This is a genomic window from Priestia sp. RMT2NF4 (assembly GCF_047872835.1).
Taxonomy (GTDB): domain Bacteria; phylum Bacillota; class Bacilli; order Bacillales; family Bacillaceae_H; genus Priestia; species Priestia zanthoxyli.
Window position 1 is genome coordinate 109,827 of record NZ_JBLQZO010000008.1, and the last position, 16,497, is coordinate 126,323.

The window sequence follows — 16,497 nt, forward strand, 5'->3', positions numbered from 1 at the left end:
GAAGTTTTTCTATTTTTAAAACGGGTAAGGTGAAAGAAACGTGTAGGGTTTAGTGGCATGCAGATAGAATCGATATGACTACTACTAAATTAGTAATTTATGAATAAGATAGATAGTGAATTTGTTTCTTTTTACTTATTCTTTGATTTTCAGTAAGTGATATATTGAAGAAAGTAATAATATTGTATATAATGATTTTTGTAACAAAAATGTAACAATTACGTAACATTCTTAATATTTATTGGAAAAGAAATTTGTTGTACATATTGCTTGGAGGCATTTTTATGAGTGCAAAAGAAAAGAAAAATAGGTATATATATAGTTTGGACGGACTTCGGGCCTTTGCTGTCATGGCTGTGATTGCTTATCACTTAGGCTTTGGATGGGCGTCTGGAGGATTTTTAGGAGTTGACGTTTTCTTTGTATTATCTGGGTATTTAATTACCTCAATTTTACTGGTGCAATCTTGGGAAAATCCTTTAAAGAATTTGAAGCATTTTTGGATTAGCCGTACGAGAAGACTTCTTCCAGCTGTGTATGTGATGGTCGTATTAACTGCAGCGTGGGTTATTTTATTTAACCGACCATTGTTAACAACGCTACGAGGCGATGCATTATCGTCTATTTTTTATATGAGTAACTGGTGGTTTATTTTTCATAAAGTTTCATATTTTGATAGTTTTGGATCACCGTCACCATTAAAAAACTTATGGTCACTTGCTATTGAAGAGCAGTTTTATATTGTATGGCCACTTGTTTTATTGTTGGGTTTGAAATTTATTAAAAAGAGAGGAATTCTTTCTCTATTTATTTTAGCTGGAGTAATGGCCTCAGCCATTCTGATGTCTTTTTTATATGAGCCAGGAGGAGATCCTAGCCGCATTTATTATGGAACCGATACTCGGCTGTTTGCCCTTTTAATCGGTTGTTTACTTGCATTTGTCTGGCCGATGTATCGTTTATCATCAAAAAATCTTCCAGCTGTGGGCAAGCAAGTATTAAACGCAGTAAGTATGGTAAGCTTCTTTGTATTTATTCTCTGCGTATGGAGCGTTGATGAGTATACGCATGCATCTTTTCTTTATCAAGGTGGCATGCTGCTGATTTGTTTAAACGCTGCTGTGCTGGTTGCAACGATTAGTCACCCTAGTAGCTTTTTAGGAAAAGCTTTGTCGTTTAAACCGCTTCGCTGGCTTGGTACTAGATCATACGGTATCTATTTGTGGCATTATCCGGTTATTGTTCTTACAACACCTGTAGCCGAGATTGGCCGCCCGGTCTATTGGCATGCGCTGTTACAAGTAGGAATTACATTTATCATTGCTGAACTTTCGTACCGTTACATCGAGGTGCCTATTCGCACACGCGGTTTTCGCTATTATTTCCGGCACTACCATCCAAGAGAGCTTTTTAAATGGCGTAATCTCTCTCGTTCGAGACAAGCGGTTTTGGGCAGTCTCATTTTCTTTTTGGCGTTGTTTACAGCGGATATGACAAGCTTTGCTATTAGTACGCAGCAAAAGGATGAGACCGAAACAAAACAAACAGAGGTTAAAATTCAAACGAATCATAAAGAAAATGCTTCAACTTCTGTCAAAGACAAGAACAAAGCGGAGGATGAAAAAACAAAGAACGCGGAAAAGAACTCCGCAGAAGAAAAATCTGATGCAAAAGAAGAACAGCAGCCGAATTCTTACAGAGATGTTCTTGCGATTGGAGATTCGGTCATGCTGGATATTGCTCCTAATCTTAAAGAGATGCCGCTTAGTATTACGATTGACGGAAAAGTAGGAAGGCAGCTCAATGAAGCACTGCAGCTAACTCCTAGTTATCAAGCATTTAATAATCCGAACAGCGCAGTGATTATTGAGTTAGGAACGAACGGTTATTTTACCAATGAAGAACTTGAACAACTGTTAAAAGCTTTTTCACAAGCGGACGTTTACTTAGTGAATACGCGCGTTCCTCGTTCCTGGGAAAGCACCGTGAACAAGAACTTGAAAGCTGCTTCTGAAAAGTTTGATCACGTCACGCTTGTAGATTGGTACTCTGAGGCTTCTAAGCACCCTGAATACTTTACATCAGATGGTGTCCACTTGGTACCTGAAGGATCAAGAGCATTAACAAAATTGATTGAAGAGCGTATGAATTTAGAAGTTAAGGAAAAAAATGGTTCATAATGAGCGAGAGACGTATTGAGTTTTACATCATAAACTGATTAATAGATAAAACAAAAAAAGCTTACATGTGTAAGCTTTTTTGTTTCAAGAAAGGCGAGAAGAAATATTGCCAGCGATTTCTTGAAGTTTTTCAGGCGTGTATTCGCTTGTATGCTCTTTCCATACAGCACCGAATCCATCGCCTTCCCCGTAGCGTGGAATAATGTGCATATGATAATGAAACACGGATTGACCAGCTTTTTCACCATTATTATTTAAGATGTTTAAGCCGATTGGGCTGTATGTTTCTTTAATTGCATTTGCGATTTGAGGAACCACTTCAAATAAATTGCGCGCAATTTCCGGTGTTAGTTCGTGAATGTCTTTTTTATGTACTTTTGGAATCACCAGCGTATGACCTTTTGTTACTTGACTAATGTCTAAAAAAGCTAATACATGTTCGTTTTCAAATACTTTTGCACCTGGAATTTCACCGCGAATAATTTTGCAAAAAATACAGTTTTCATCATGTGTGCTCATTATGTTCACCTTCCGTTACTAATATAAATGTATGGGTATACATGTACGTTTATTTTACCACAAAGTAGAAATGCAATCAGCAGGCAAGAAATAGCCACTCATATTTTATACACAAAAACGGGATGCAAACGATTATGCATCCCGTCATGTGAAGAAGGAAAAAATAGCTTTTAATGCAGCATATGATCTTTAAGGAACACCTCATTTACGTAATTACATTGCCTAATGAAACAGTAACTTGAAAAAGTATATTCTCTTTAACAAACACCTCATTTAAGCATTGAGCTAAAAAAATATACAATGTGAACGAAATCGTTCTTGGTCTTTGACAAACACCTCATTTACACAGTAATAAATGAACATTATTGTCTACCCATTATATATATTCTTACTACGTTCATGACTACCATCCCCTTATGAATCAAACATACATCGATTTACAATAAGGTTTTCTGAAATATGCCTGCTGTAGACACCTCATCCCAAATGTAAGAAGCTTTGTAATGATTAGTTGTAATCAATAACTTGTTTTCCTTCTTCCCTATATAGAATGTCCCGATATTTCGATTATATTCTGGAAAAATTAACCGAAAAGAATTGAAAACGATGTGAGGACGAAAAAGATTTGGTACAATAGAGCAAATAGCGCTTGCGCTTGTAGACAAAAAAGAACAAATAAAAGGAGATCGTGATGGGTTCTTTATTGCAAATTAACAATATTACAGGGGGATATACGAAAACTCCCGTCTTAAAAGATGTATCGTTTGATGTAAATGCAGGTGAATTAGTTGGGTTAATCGGCTTAAACGGAGCCGGAAAAAGTACAACGATTAAACATATCATTGGATTAATGGAAGCAAAAAAAGGAAGTGTATCCATTAATAATAAAACCTTTCAACAAGACCCAACAGGCTATCGAAGTCAGTTTACGTTTATTCCAGAAACTCCTGTGCTCTACGATGAATTAACATTAAAAGAACATTTGGATATGACAGCTATGGCTTATGGACTTGAGCCTCAAGCATATGAAGCACGTCTGCAGCCGCTTTTAAAAGAATTTCGTTTAGACCGGAAGTTAAAATGGTTTCCCGCGCATTTTTCAAAAGGGATGAAGCAGAAGGTTATGATTATGTGCGCTTTTTTGGTTCAGCCGTCTCTTTATATTATTGATGAACCTTTTTTAGGTTTAGACCCGCTTGGTATTCAATCTTTACTTGATTTGATGACGGATATGAAAAAGCAAGGTGCAGGCATTTTAATGTCCACACACATTTTGGCGACCGCGGAGCGCTACTGTGATAAATTTGTTATTTTACATAATGGAGAAGTAAGAGCGCAAGGAACGCTTAAAGATCTTCAAGAAGAATTTCAGATGCGCAATGCTACTCTTGATGAAATTTATATTGAATTAACAAAGGAAGAAGGCTATGAGTAAGATTGACGCATTATGGAAGCAACGATTTCAGCAGTATTTAGTGGATGTAAGAAGATATACAAAATATATCTTAAATGATCACATTAAATTAGTGTTAATTTTTGCGATTGGCGGTTTAGCCTACTATTATCAACAGTGGTTGAGTACATTAACACCTGCGTTTCCTTCGGCTGTAGTGATTGCGGTCCTTATGGGATTGATTTTAACAATGGGCCAAATTCAAACGTTTTTAAAACGACCTGATTTAGTCTTTTTGCTTCCTTTGGAGACGAAGCTGCAGCCTTATTTCAAAAAATCTTTTTGGTTTACCTTTACGATTCAGCTTTATATTTTATTATTTGCAACGGGTGCAGCAGCGCCTCTTCACGTAAAAGTAATGCATGATTCTTACTCAAATATTTTTGTGTTTTTTCTGCTATTACTCATTCTGAAAGTTGTAAACTTAGGCATGTCTTGGTGGGCCGTATGGTTTGAAGAAAAGTGGGCGAAGTGGACAGATTATATCGTCAGGTTTTTCTTAAACGCAGTTTTTACTTATTTCTTATTTTCGCATGCATACGTATTTTTCACAGGAATTGTAGCGGTAATTATGATTGCGCTAGCCGTTTATTATCGCTCTCTTACAAAAAGGAAGCCGATTAAATGGGAAAAGCTAATTGACTTAGAAGAAAAGCGCATGGGCTATTTTTATCGATTAGCTAATTTATTTACGGATGTTCCACAAGTCAAAGAACGAATCAAACGCCGTAGATATTTAGATTGGCTAGTAACACGTATTCCATTTCGTCAAAATGCCACTTACCATTACTTGTACACCAGAACATTTTTGCGATCAGGAGATTATTTAAGTTTGCTCGTTCGCTTAACTGTCATTGGCGGATTTTTAATTGTAGCTGCGCCGTTTCAATACGGCAATATAGTGGTTGTTTTATTTGTTGTATACATGACGGGTTTTCAATTACTCCCGCTTTGGAAGCAGCACAAGCAAATTTTATGGCTTTCTCTTTATCCAGTCGAAGCTAAAGAACGAAAAAGGGCATTTTTGGACGTATGGAAAAAAGCGCTGTATGTACAAATTCTTGTGCTCGCCATAGTGGTGGCTTTTTCTAATATAGTTGCTGCACTGCTTTCCTTGGCAGCAGGTGCTATATTTATTCACTTATTTGTAAATGCATATGTAAATAAAAAATTAACGTAAAAAAAGCTCCGAATGGAGCTTTTTTTACGTTTTTAGACTACTTTTGAGACGAAGATAATATCCGAAAGCGATAGACGTTCATCGCTACTTTTGTGAGATGATCAAGAAGCTGATAATTCGCATACGCACCTACAACAGCTCCAATTCCCGGCATCAGCTGAAACATTTTCACAACATCAATGTAATCGCGATATTCTTGTTGAAAAGCTTTCCAATCAAGCTCAAGAAGTTCCTCTTTCTTTTCCTCCCAGCTTTCTACTACTTCGAGCAGCTTCGTTCTATGGTCGTCGCTGCAAAAGGCAAGATGAAAAATATATAGCATATAAATGCGTTCTTCTTTTTCTTTTACATCAAAACCATACGTCGCGGCAATGTCAAATAAGCACTTCATTTTTATGGAAAGAAGAAGTGGGAAATCTGCTGCGCCTAAAAGGAGACCACCTGCACCAGTACCAGCTCCTTCTACAGCAGCTGTTTTTTTGTACTTAGGTATGAGCTCCAAAATTCTTTTCTCTTTTTCTTCAAACGAAAGACCGCTGACATCTCTTTTTTTAGTCGTGAAATCGGACCCAACAAGCGTGGTTTCAACCATTTTTTTTATACTTTCAGTTATAATTCTATGGACTTTAGCAGGGATTTTTTCATTTAGTTTAAGCTGTAAGGATTTTGCGGTACGCTGAAATTTAGAAGGTCGTTTCAACATGCTAAATTTCCAATGTTCAGCTTCTCGTAACACTTTTTCTTCATACGTATTCAAAAAAGTCACCTCTTTTCAGTCGATATAAATACTACGTTTTAAGTGAGAAAAAGTTTCCTAAAATAAAACAGCAAGCAATCGTCTGTTTATCTGTACGAATGCTTGCTGAATGATTAATTCGCTTTTATTGCGTTTTTAGAATGAGCTTGTTCTCTTAAATACTCAACAGCAGCCGTACCAAGCGTTTTCGCTGCGATAAGCATTGCTTTTTCGTTAAAATCAAATTTAGGATGATGATGAGGATAAGGAGCATCTACACCTTCTGGCTGAGCTCCTGTAAAGAAGAACGTTCCTTTAATATGCTGCAAATAATAAGAGAAATCTTCTCCAGTCATGTGAGGCTCCGTTTCTTCGACTGTATGAACTTCATCGATTTGAGAAGCAGCAGAAGCAAGAAAGGCCGTTTCTTCCGGGTGGTTTACGACGGAAGGATAGCCGCGCGTATAACTCAGCTCATAAGAAGCATCAGCTGTTAAGCATGTACCTTGGACAATTCGTTCGATTTCTTTTTCGACATCATTTCGTACATCTTCATTAAATGTTCTTACCGTTCCAATTAGTCGAGCAGAATCAGCGATAATATTAAATGCATTTTCCGCTACAAAAGAACCTATGCTTACAACCGCTGAATCAATTGGATTTACACGTCTACTTACAATTTGCTGTAAATTAACAACAAGCTGAGAGGCGATGACGATTGAGTCTTTTGTTTTGTGGGGCTGTGCACCGTGTCCGCCTGCTCCTTTGATCGTAATTTCAAAGCGATCAGCAGCAGCCATAATAGGGCCCGTTCGATATTGAACCACACCAGTGGGAGTTAATGACCATAAATGCGTTCCGAATATCGCGTCTACACCGTCTAAGCATCCGTCTTCAATCATGGACTTGGCGCCTCCGGGAGCATACTCTTCGGCGTGCTGATGAATGAAGACGATTTTACCAGGGAGAGAATCTCTTATTTCAAAAAGCGCTTTAGCAAGGACTAAAAGAGTAGCCGTATGACCATCGTGGCCACATGCATGCATCACGCCCGGAACAGTTGATTGATAGGGTACATCTTTTTCATCTTGAATAGGAAGGGCATCAAAGTCGGCTCTCAAAGCTACAGTAGGACCAGGTTTTCCTCCTTGAATACTTGCTACAATGCCGTTTCCTCCTACATTTGCTCGGTAAGAAATACCGATCTTGTCATAAAAAGACCGAATGTAGGCAGCAGTTTGAAATTCTTTAAAAGACGGTTCTGGATACTGATGCAGATATCGGCGAATTTGAACCATTTCATCAAATTTTTCTTCAAGTAAAGTATGTAGCTTGGAGTTCACATAACCATATCCTTTCTGTGTAAGTTGAATAAAGTTTTGAATTTTTTGACATTTTAATCATTATATCATTATCTATAAAAAAGAAAAGAATGTAAGCGTTGTTATTGAAAAAAGTAATTGAATCATGAAATATTTTATATACATAATAGATACATAAGATGAGAAATAGGGACAAAGAATGAGTTTTTTACCAATTTTCTCGTGAGATAATAGGAGGTAACGATATGGTAGATTCACAAACTGTATCTCTGTACAAAAAATTGATGTGGGCGTTTGGGATTGCGGGTCTCGTTTTTTTAGGAGTGTTGTTTGCTGTGTCGACAGATTCTTTTCAAGGAGACCGCTGGCTTGTTTCAGCTATAGATGACAGCACTATTCTTCAGTCAGCGTCATCTGTTTTTCACGGCCTGTCTTTTTTAGCTTCAAAAGTGATGATTATGGTTCTTTTAGCTGTACTTATTGTTTTTTTATTTTTAAAAAAAGACTATATTGGCATGATATCCTCATTTTTACTTATTTTAAGCGGCGATATTATTAATAAAGCAGTTAAAGATGCGGTAGAACGAGCCCGTCCTCTTGAAGGCATCGAAGGCTACAGTTTTCCAAGCGGCCATGCAATGATGGGAATTCTTATCTACGGTCTGATTTTCTTTTTTCTGATCAAGCATATAAACAATCAAAAGGTGGCCAAGTGGTATCAGCGGGCAATTACTTTAATTGTTTTGTTAATCGGCGTGAGCCGTATTCTGTTAAGAGAACACTTTTTAACAGATGTATTAGCTGGCTACAGCTTAGGGCTTATGTGGCTAATTGTAGGCATTTTCTTCTATACGCTTGTTTATGCGTATGTAAGGCCGTCAGCGGAAAAAGAGTTTCCAAAAGGTATGTAACAAATATATACATATGACCCCCTTCATCAAAAGAAGGGGGCTTTTGTTTAAACTAGGAACATTGCGACAATCGTTGTAACAACTAATCCAATCGCTACAGGTTTTAAATTGCGTCTAGCGAGTTCAAACGGACTGACTCCACAAATCGCAGCAGCTGGAATGAGCGCCCATGGAATCAACGTTCCCCCTCCAACCCAAATCGCAGCAATTTGCCCCAAAGCAGTTAGCGTGGCAGCGCCCGATCCTAAAGCAGATGCAAATAAATGAGAGACAGAGCCTACGAGTGAAATACCTGAAAAGCCTGAACCGTCTAACCCTGTAATAGCTCCTAGCGCAGTTATCGTCACAGTAGCGACCTGTGCAGTTAACGGTACAGTCGAAGCAAGCGCAACGCCTAGGTCATTGACAAGTCCATGTGATCCTTTCGGAAGAAAGTCACCAATGATTGTTTTGAATCCAGCATCTCCTAAATAGAAAAAAGCGGCAATCGGAATAACGGGACCGAATACTTTAAACCCAAACTGCAAGCCTTCAATCAAGTAGGAAGTTGTTTGTTCGAGACCTTTTCCTTTGTGAGCAATAAGCGACACCACTACTAAAATAAATAGAGCTGTACCTCCAACGAGAGCAGTGGCATCTCCTCCCTGTAAATGAAGGGCGAACATTGCCCATACGTCTATAGCAAAGAAAAGAGGAACTATAATGGCTAAAGCCCGGCGTAATGAAGGAGAAAGAGGTGTGGATTGGTTAGAAGAGCTGCTTGTTAAAATTGTCGGTTGCGCCTGAATTTTATTGTGCTTCATATCTTGTTTTAGAAAGTAAAAAGCAGAGAGTGTGGTAACGACTCCCATCACAATGACAAGAGGGACACTTGCTTGAACAACCTCGTGAACCGGAAGACCTGCTGCGTCAGCGGTTATCTTAGGGGCAGCTTGAATAACAAAGTCTCCTGAAAGCGCAACGCCGTGGCCGAATAAATTCATCGCTACAGCTACGCCTATAGCTGGAAGCCCTACGCGGATGGCAACTGGTAAAAGCACGGCTCCAAGTAAAGCAACGGCTGGAGAAGGCCAGAAAAAATAGGAGATGGTCATCATAACTAATCCAATAACCCAATAGGCAAGAGTGGGTGTTTTAATGAGGCGAGCAAAAGGTGAAATCATCGATTCATTTATTCCTGTAGCCATTAAGACTTTACTCATGGATACAATAATTGAAATAATTAAAATGGTAGGAAGCAGTTCTGTAATGGCATAAATGAAGCTGGAAAAAACAGCGCTGACGGAGTGGCTTAACGAAGAGGTAGCCGTTAAGGAAAGCAAAAAAATCCCGAGTATACAAAGGATACTCGTATCTCGCCGCATAATCATAAAGCCGATAATGAAGGCGATAAAAAGGACATACATCCAATGAAGAGCTCCAAGCTCTATGCCCATAAAAATTCCTCCCAATAGGTGATGTAGTATACAATATGACGTTTATGCCTATTGTGATACTCGCCTACTAGGAGGATGTTTACTTATTTAACTACGTGGTATGAGGTCACATAAGAAGGGCGAGAGAAAATCGATGGCTGCTGATCCACGCCTTCTGACGTACCGCGTTTTTTGTGTGCTTCATTATAGGCTTTTGAAGACTGCCAATCGCTAAATGAACTTTCATCTTTCCATCCTGTAAAGATAATGTATGTGTCATTTTGCAGTGGACGAAGCACACGAATAGCTGAAAAGCCTGCTTCATTTTCAATTAAACGAGCGCGTTGGCTAAATCGCTGTTCAAACAAAGGACGGCCTTCATCTGTAACTGAAATATTATTTAGTACAGCAAATCCGCTATCTGCAAGATCTCCAGAAGCATCTAATACTTCATAAGCATGTCCTTCTTTAAAAATTGTATCTCCATCTGTTTCGTGGACTAGTGCAAATTGATCGTCATCTTTGTGAAGCAGTAATAAACGTTCACTCGGATGTTCGTCGATCAACTTTTGAAGGTAAGGGCCTGTTCCGTAAGTAATAAAGATCTTCATGGATTATACTTCCTTTCTAATTGGGAATTGCATACAATTTACAATTGTAAATCATACTAAAATTATAAAATTTTACACACAAAAATTCAAAAATTGTGAACTTCTAATGAAGATGGTAAAGTAAAACATTGATGAAGTTGTTTTCCATATTATCAAAAGTTTAGCGGAAGAAAAGGGGTGGCACGATGTACAAAAAAGGCTTATACGCAATTGCTGCCTTAGTTGGAATTTTTCTATTAGGATTGATTGGATATATTATCATCTTGTTTCTTGGAAACTATGTAATTGATGAGAAAAAAATCGTCATGGACTCGGCTACGAGATTAGTCGATGAAAATGGAGACGAATTAACAAAGCTCTATGTGAAAAATCGGGACTTGGTTTCAATTGACAAGATTCCAAAGCATGTGCAACAAGCATTTATTTCAATTGAAGATGTTCGTTTTTATGAACACCACGGAATCGATTTTAAATCTATTGGCCGAGCATTATACCGAGATATATTGGCTGGGGGAAGTGTTGAAGGAGGAAGTACTTTAACACAGCAGCTGGCTAAAAATGTGTTTTTATCGAATGATAAAACGCTGCTTAGAAAAACAAAAGAAGTAGTGGTGGCCATTAACCTGGAGCAGCGTTACAGTAAGCAAAAACTGCTTGAAATGTATTTGAATCAAATATACTTTGGACACGGAGCCTATGGAATCCAAGCTGCATCCAAGCTTTACTTCAATAAAGATGTCTCCGAATTAACGGTAGAAGAAGGTGCACTTCTCGCTGCACTGCCAAAAGCACCGAATTCCTATTCTCCTATTTTACATCCAGAAAAAAGTATAGAACGTAGAAATGTTGTGTTAAATGCCATGCAAAAAGCAGGTTATTTATCAGCTGAAAAAAATGTCCGTTTGCAAGGAAGAACGCTGGGGTTGAACATAAAGGAGCAGGCTAAAAATCCAGCGTATTTAACCTATATCGATATGGTTATCCAAGAAGCAGAGAAGAAATACAGCATTTCGGGCAATGAGCTTCTGCGCGGAGGTTATACGGTCAAAGTACCGATGAATATAAAAGTACAAGAAGCCGCCTACGAGCTGATGAAAGAAAATCGTTATTTTCCAGGTACAGATAACAGTGCCCAAGGTGCTTTTGTATTAGTCGATAACAAAAGCGGAGGAGTTTTATCTGTTATGGGAGGACGAGATTATGTACAAAAATCGCTCAACCGCGTAAATGTCAAAAGACAGCCAGGTTCTACGATGAAACCTATTGCGGTATATGGCCCTGCGTTAGAAGAAGGTCAATTCAAGCCTTATTCGTTGCTGCAAGACAAGCTTAGAAGCTACGGGGGATACACACCTAAAAACGTAGACGGGCAATATGCTAAAAAGGTAACGATGTACGATGCCCTAAAAGATTCTAAAAACGCAGCTGCCGTCTGGACATTGAATCAGCTAGGAGTTGAAACAAGCAAGCAGTATCTCACAAAGCTAGGAATTCCGTTAGAAGATAAAGGGCTTGCGATTGCTCTTGGAGGATTAAAAGAAGGAATTACACCGCTTCAATTAGCAGGAGCGTACCGGGCATTTGCTGAAAATGGAGAAAACATCCAACCGTACTTTATTCAAGAGATAAAAGATCAAGATGGAAAAGTGATTGCAAAAGCTGTTCCCGACACTCACAAAGCATTTTCAAAACAGACGGCTTGGTATATGACAAAAATGCTTCAAGGAGTTGTTAAAGAAGGAACGGCAAAAAATGGAGAGTTTAAAGGAGAGTTAGCAGGAAAAACAGGGTCTACTTCGTATACGAATGTTAAAGGAGCCACAAGAGATGCTTGGTTTGTTGGATATACCCCAGATGTTGTAGGAAGCGTGTGGATGGGATATGATTCTACAAATGACCAGCATTATTTAACAAAAGGAAGTTCTTATCCGACTCTATTATTTAAAGACATTCTAACAAGAGCTGGTTACGACGAAGCTGCATTTCAAAAGCCAGCAGGCGTTAAAGATCTGCCAAAACCAATACGTTTAGAGCAAGTTAAAGACTTAAAACAAGAATTAACATTCCATCCATTTGGTTTGCTAACGGTAAGTTTATCGTGGACACCTTCACCTGATAAAAGAGCTGTTTATTATGTTTATGAGAAAAAAGGGGATAAAGCCGAATTGATTGGCAAAGTGAAGGGAAAAGGAGCATTTGAAAAAGAGCGTGTGAATCTGCTCGACAGTCCTACTTATTATGTAGTTCCTTACAATTCCCAAACACAACAAAAAGGAAAAAAATCCAACGAAGTAACACCTGCTCTTTTTCAATAAAAAAAGGAAGAGTAGGGCGATTTTTTGACATTTTTAGCAGGTGGCTATACAAGTCGTAAAGAAATGGGTATAGTGACAAGTAGAGAATATAACGTGAAACTTTAATCAGTAGAGGAACCGGTATGTTCCTTTGCTGATTATTGTCTGTCTAATCGAAGAAAATACGGATGGAAGACAATCGAGAAAGGTGGAAATTATGAGTCAAGGAACGTTTAACGATACTTTTTTAAAAGCCTGTAGAGGGGAAAAAACGGATCATGTTCCGGTTTGGTATATGCGCCAAGCAGGGCGTTCACAGCCGGAATACCGAAAGCTAAAAGAGAAGTACTCTCTATTTGAAATCACTCATCAGCCGGAGCTTGGGGCATACGTAACACGCCTGCCCGTTGAACAGTACGGAGTGGATGCAGCTATTTTATATAAAGATATAATGTCACCGCTTCCTTCAATTGGAGTGGATGTTGAAATCAAGTCAGGAATTGGTCCTGTCATTTCTAATCCAATTCAATCTTTAAGCGATGTAGAAAAGCTAGGAGAAATTACCCCGGAAGAAGATGTTCCGTATGTATTAGATACGATTAAGCTGTTAACAACAGAACAGTTAAACGTACCTCTAATTGGTTTTGCCGGTGCTCCTTTCACAGTAGCAAGCTATATGATTGAAGGAGGACCTTCAAAAAACTATAATAAAACAAAAGCATTTATGTACACGGAACCTAAAGCATGGTTTGCGCTAATGGATAAGTTAGCAGATATGACGATTACATATGTAAAAGCGCAAATTGACGCTGGAGCAAAAGCCATTCAAATCTTTGATTCATGGGTGGGGGCTTTAAATGTAGCGGATTATCGTTATTTTATAAAGCCTGTTATGGAGCGGATTTTTACCTCTTTGCGCGAAAAAAATGTACCTCTCATTATGTTTGGAGTAGGAGCAAGTCATTTGGCAAAAGAATGGCATGATCTGCCGCTGGATGTAGTGGGATTAGATTGGCGAACACAGCTGGATGAAGCACGTGCACTAGGCTTAACAAAAACACTGCAAGGAAACTTAGATCCTGCTATTTTGTTAGCTCCATGGGAAGTTATTGAAGAACGTGTAACAGAAATATTAGATAAAGGGATGGCCAGTCCTGGTTACATCTTCAACTTGGGGCACGGCGTCTTTCCACAGGTTCAGCCGGAAACGTTGAAGCGTTTAACAACCTTTATTCATGAATATTCTGCAAATAGACAATAAATTGTCAAATAATTTGGAGCGCTAAACTTTGAATTTTTCTTTTTATTCATGGCAAAATGAAGACAAGTATTGAATCTAACAAAGAGGTGTCGAACACATGAGTAAAAAAGTAATGGGATTACTTGTAATGGCATATGGAACACCATATAAAGAAGAAGATATTGAACGTTACTATACACATATCCGCCGCGGACGTAAACCTTCACCGGAAGCCTTGGAAGATTTACAAAACCGCTACGAAGCAATTGGGGGCATTTCACCTCTTGCAAAAATTACGCAGCAGCAAATGGAAAGTCTAGAAAAGCGCTTGAATGAAGTACAGGATGAAATTGAATTTAAAGCGTATCTTGGCTTAAAGCATATTGAACCGTTTGTTGAAGATGCAGTAGAAGCCATGCATAAAGACGGAATTAAAGAAGCGGTCAGCATTGTGCTTGCACCTCACTTTTCAACGTTTAGCGTAAAATCCTATAATGGACGCGCCAAAGAAACAGCTGAAAAATTAGGAGGACCAATCATTCATTCCGTAGAAAGCTGGTACAGTGAGCCAAAGTTCATTCAGTACTGGGCTACACGTGTTAAACAAACGTTTGATTTAATAGACGAAGAGAAACGCCAAAAAGCCGTATTGATTGTGTCTGCGCATAGCTTGCCAGAAAAAATTATTGCAGCAGGAGATCCATATCCAAATCAGCTTCAAGAAACAGCGGATTTAATTGCACAAGCAGCTGGTATTGAACATTACGAAATTGGCTGGCAAAGTGCTGGAAATACGCCTGAGCCATGGATAGGTCCTGATGTCCAAGATTTAACAAGAGAACTGCATGAAGAAAAAGGCTATACGTCGTTCGTCTATACCCCGGTTGGATTTATCGCGGATCACTTAGAAGTACTTTATGATAACGACTACGAATGCAAAGTGGTAACAGATGAAATTGGGGCTGATTATTACCGTCCTGAAATGCCGAATGCACAGCCTGAATTTATCGATGGGTTAGCTACAGTTGTGTTAAAACGAATTGCTCGTTAAGTCAATATAGATTCTTTGTACGTTGAACAGGGACGAAAAGTAACTTATAATCAATATAAAGAAAAGTAAGAAGCGAGCTATGGGTTTCCATAATCGCTTCTCTTTATATTGAATTTTACAGAAAAGGCGATGATAACGTGACGGATAGACGAAAAAAGGTTGTCATCATCGGTGGAGGAATAACAGGTCTTTCAGCTGCCTATTATTTGCAAAAAAAAATAAAGGATCATCAGCTGCCTATTGATCTTCAACTAATAGAAGCGACGCATCGGCTTGGCGGGAAAATTCAAACGGTCAAACGAGACGGTTATTTATTTGAAAAAGGTCCTGATTCATTTTTAGCGCGTAAGCTAGCTGCTACAAAACTGGCAAAAGAAGTGGGGCTAGGTCGGGAGCTAGTCGGAAATGAAAAGGGAAAATCCTATATTCTGGTAAAAGATACACCGCATGCGCTACCTGATGGTGCTGTAATGGGGATACCAACCAAGTTATCTCCTTTTATCACAACAGGGCTATTTTCGCCTGTTGGCAAGCTGCGCGCAGCAGCTGATTTTTTTATACCGAAGACAAAAAATCAGGATGACCGTTCGCTAGGCGTATTTTTTAGAAGACGGTTTGGTGATGAAGTTGTTGAAAATTTAATTGAGCCTCTATTATCAGGAATTTACGCAGGAGACGTTGATCGTTTGAGTTTAAGATCAACATTTCCACAGTTTTTGCATGCTGAACATAAGTACAGAAGCTTAATTGTTGGAATGAAAAAGCTAAAAGAAATTCACCCACAGCACGGTGATGATTCGGAGTTTAAAAAAAATAGCGTCTTTTTAACATTAAAAGAAGGTCTTCAATCGCTAGTAGATGGGGTAGAAAAAGCAATAGATCCTGATATTATTACAAAAGGAATAAAGGTAGAGAAAATTTATAAAGAAGATACCACATATGAATTATCCTTAAATAGCGGGAAAGTAATAAAAGCAGACAGCGTTATTGTAACTTCCCCTCATGCAGCTGCTCAGTCTATGCTCTCGGAATATAAAATATTCGAACCGTTAAAGCATATGCCTTCCACTTCAGTAGCTACTGTTGTGATAGCCTTTGCACAAGAAGCGCTGCAAGACAATCTAGATGCAATGAACATCGCCGTTTCCAGAAATAGCGATTACACGATTACGGCATGCACGTGGCTAAATAAAAAGTGGCCGCATGCGGTTCCGGAAGGAAAAGTGCTGCTAAGATGTTTAGTTGGACGAACCGGGGATGAAGCTGTGGTGGATCAGCCTGACGATGAAATTTTTAAAATTGTCCTGGAGGATTTGAAGAAGCTCATTACCATTTCTGCTGAGCCTGAATTTTACGCGGTAACGAGATGGAAGCAGTCAATGCCTCAGTATACGGTCGGACATCACGATATGCTAGATACAATGAACGAACAGCTTGAAAAAGAGCTTGCCGGTCTTTATGTAGCGGGAAGTTCATACGAAGGTCTGGGTATACCAGAATGTGTAGAGCAAGGAGAAGATGTGGCTAAAAAAGCGGTTAAATATGTGCAGCAACTGTAGAAGTGGAGCGGTGAATCAATGCTCCG

The 16,497-nt window shown here is 38.8% G+C and carries 13 protein-coding genes; 8 read left to right on the forward strand and 5 right to left on the reverse strand.

Going from position 1 to position 16,497, the window contains the following annotated elements; genetic code table 11:
• Window positions 1–284: 284 nt before the first annotated feature.
• A complete protein-coding gene (locus ACMX9J_RS24080; RefSeq protein ID WP_416226279.1) occupies window positions 285–2,180 on the forward strand; it encodes an acyltransferase family protein in 1,896 nt (631 codons plus the stop codon).
• Between the two features lie 84 nt (window positions 2,181–2,264).
• Here the strand turns inward: ACMX9J_RS24080 and ACMX9J_RS24085 are convergent, their stop codons facing one another.
• Complete coding sequence (locus tag ACMX9J_RS24085; protein WP_014461670.1) at window positions 2,265–2,699, reverse strand: HIT family protein; 435 nt, start codon at window positions 2,697–2,699, stop codon at window positions 2,265–2,267.
• A 691-nt stretch (window positions 2,700–3,390) separates the two neighbouring features.
• Between ACMX9J_RS24085 and ACMX9J_RS24090 the strand changes: the two genes are divergently transcribed.
• Entirely contained in the window at window positions 3,391–4,134 is a 744-nt protein-coding gene (locus ACMX9J_RS24090) for an ABC transporter ATP-binding protein (protein WP_034267986.1), read from the forward strand.
• Window positions 4,127–5,332: an ABC transporter permease gene (locus ACMX9J_RS24095; RefSeq protein WP_154992349.1), complete on the forward strand. Its 1,206-nt coding sequence runs from the start codon at window positions 4,127–4,129 to the stop codon at window positions 5,330–5,332. Before ACMX9J_RS24090 ends, ACMX9J_RS24095 begins: the two co-directional genes overlap by 8 nt.
• 37 nt (window positions 5,333–5,369) lie before the next feature.
• On the opposite strand, the gene ACMX9J_RS24100 is transcribed toward ACMX9J_RS24095, so the two are convergent.
• Both ACMX9J_RS24100 and ACMX9J_RS24105 read right to left on the reverse strand, forming a co-directional pair.
• Window positions 5,370–6,089: an EcsC family protein gene (locus tag ACMX9J_RS24100; RefSeq protein WP_028412549.1), complete on the reverse strand. Its 720-nt coding sequence runs from the start codon at window positions 6,087–6,089 to the stop codon at window positions 5,370–5,372.
• Window positions 6,090–6,202: 113 nt separating this feature from the next.
• Complete coding sequence (locus tag ACMX9J_RS24105) at window positions 6,203–7,411, reverse strand: M20 family metallopeptidase (RefSeq protein ID WP_028412548.1); 1,209 nt, start codon at window positions 7,409–7,411, stop codon at window positions 6,203–6,205.
• A gap of 224 nt (window positions 7,412–7,635) precedes the next feature.
• Between ACMX9J_RS24105 and ACMX9J_RS24110 the strand changes: the two genes are divergently transcribed.
• On the forward strand, window positions 7,636–8,301 hold the full coding sequence (locus ACMX9J_RS24110) for a phosphatase PAP2 family protein (RefSeq protein ID WP_028412547.1): 666 nt from the start codon (window positions 7,636–7,638) through the stop codon (window positions 8,299–8,301).
• Between the two features lie 47 nt (window positions 8,302–8,348).
• On the opposite strand, the gene ACMX9J_RS24115 is transcribed toward ACMX9J_RS24110, so the two are convergent.
• Both ACMX9J_RS24115 and ACMX9J_RS24120 read right to left on the reverse strand, forming a co-directional pair.
• Complete coding sequence (locus tag ACMX9J_RS24115) at window positions 8,349–9,737, reverse strand: hypothetical protein (RefSeq protein ID WP_047751678.1); 1,389 nt, start codon at window positions 9,735–9,737, stop codon at window positions 8,349–8,351.
• Between the two features lie 83 nt (window positions 9,738–9,820).
• Window positions 9,821–10,327 carry an antibiotic biosynthesis monooxygenase family protein gene (locus ACMX9J_RS24120; protein ID WP_013055327.1) on the reverse strand — a complete coding sequence of 169 codons (507 nt, stop codon included), beginning with the start codon at window positions 10,325–10,327 and terminating at the stop codon, window positions 9,821–9,823.
• Window positions 10,328–10,512: 185 nt separating this feature from the next.
• Here ACMX9J_RS24120 and ACMX9J_RS24125 point away from each other — a divergent pair, with 185 nt between their 5' ends.
• From ACMX9J_RS24125 to hemY, 4 genes are all read left to right on the forward strand, one after another.
• Window positions 10,513–12,642: a transglycosylase domain-containing protein gene (locus ACMX9J_RS24125; protein ID WP_033580640.1), complete on the forward strand. Its 2,130-nt coding sequence runs from the start codon at window positions 10,513–10,515 to the stop codon at window positions 12,640–12,642.
• A gap of 196 nt (window positions 12,643–12,838) precedes the next feature.
• Window positions 12,839–13,882 carry a uroporphyrinogen decarboxylase gene (hemE, locus tag ACMX9J_RS24130; RefSeq protein WP_013055329.1) on the forward strand — a complete coding sequence of 348 codons (1,044 nt, stop codon included), beginning with the start codon at window positions 12,839–12,841 and terminating at the stop codon, window positions 13,880–13,882.
• A gap of 97 nt (window positions 13,883–13,979) precedes the next feature.
• Window positions 13,980–14,912, forward strand: a complete 933-nt coding sequence (gene hemH, locus ACMX9J_RS24135; RefSeq protein ID WP_028412544.1) for a ferrochelatase — start codon at window positions 13,980–13,982, stop codon at window positions 14,910–14,912.
• Between the two features lie 137 nt (window positions 14,913–15,049).
• On the forward strand, window positions 15,050–16,471 hold the full coding sequence (hemY, locus tag ACMX9J_RS24140; RefSeq protein ID WP_013055331.1) for a protoporphyrinogen oxidase: 1,422 nt from the start codon (window positions 15,050–15,052) through the stop codon (window positions 16,469–16,471).
• The last annotated feature ends 26 nt before the right edge of the window (window positions 16,472–16,497 follow it).

Bases quoted from the DNA above. Each gene is read 5' to 3' on its own strand.
- ACMX9J_RS24080 (WP_416226279.1), top strand. From the start codon at position 285: ATGAGTGCAAAAGAAAAGAAAAATAGGTATATATATAGTTTGGACGGA.
- ACMX9J_RS24085 (WP_014461670.1), bottom strand. From the start codon at position 2,699: ATGAGCACACATGATGAAAACTGTATTTTTTGCAAAATTATTCGCGGT.
- ACMX9J_RS24090 (WP_034267986.1), top strand. From the start codon at position 3,391: ATGGGTTCTTTATTGCAAATTAACAATATTACAGGGGGATATACGAAA.
- ACMX9J_RS24095 (WP_154992349.1), top strand. From the start codon at position 4,127: ATGAGTAAGATTGACGCATTATGGAAGCAACGATTTCAGCAGTATTTA.
- ACMX9J_RS24110 (WP_028412547.1), top strand. From the start codon at position 7,636: ATGGTAGATTCACAAACTGTATCTCTGTACAAAAAATTGATGTGGGCG.
- ACMX9J_RS24115 (WP_047751678.1), bottom strand. From the start codon at position 9,737: ATGGGCATAGAGCTTGGAGCTCTTCATTGGATGTATGTCCTTTTTATC.
- ACMX9J_RS24120 (WP_013055327.1), bottom strand. From the start codon at position 10,327: ATGAAGATCTTTATTACTTACGGAACAGGCCCTTACCTTCAAAAGTTG.
- ACMX9J_RS24125 (WP_033580640.1), top strand. From the start codon at position 10,513: ATGTACAAAAAAGGCTTATACGCAATTGCTGCCTTAGTTGGAATTTTT.
- hemE (WP_013055329.1), top strand. From the start codon at position 12,839: ATGAGTCAAGGAACGTTTAACGATACTTTTTTAAAAGCCTGTAGAGGG.
- hemH (WP_028412544.1), top strand. From the start codon at position 13,980: ATGAGTAAAAAAGTAATGGGATTACTTGTAATGGCATATGGAACACCA.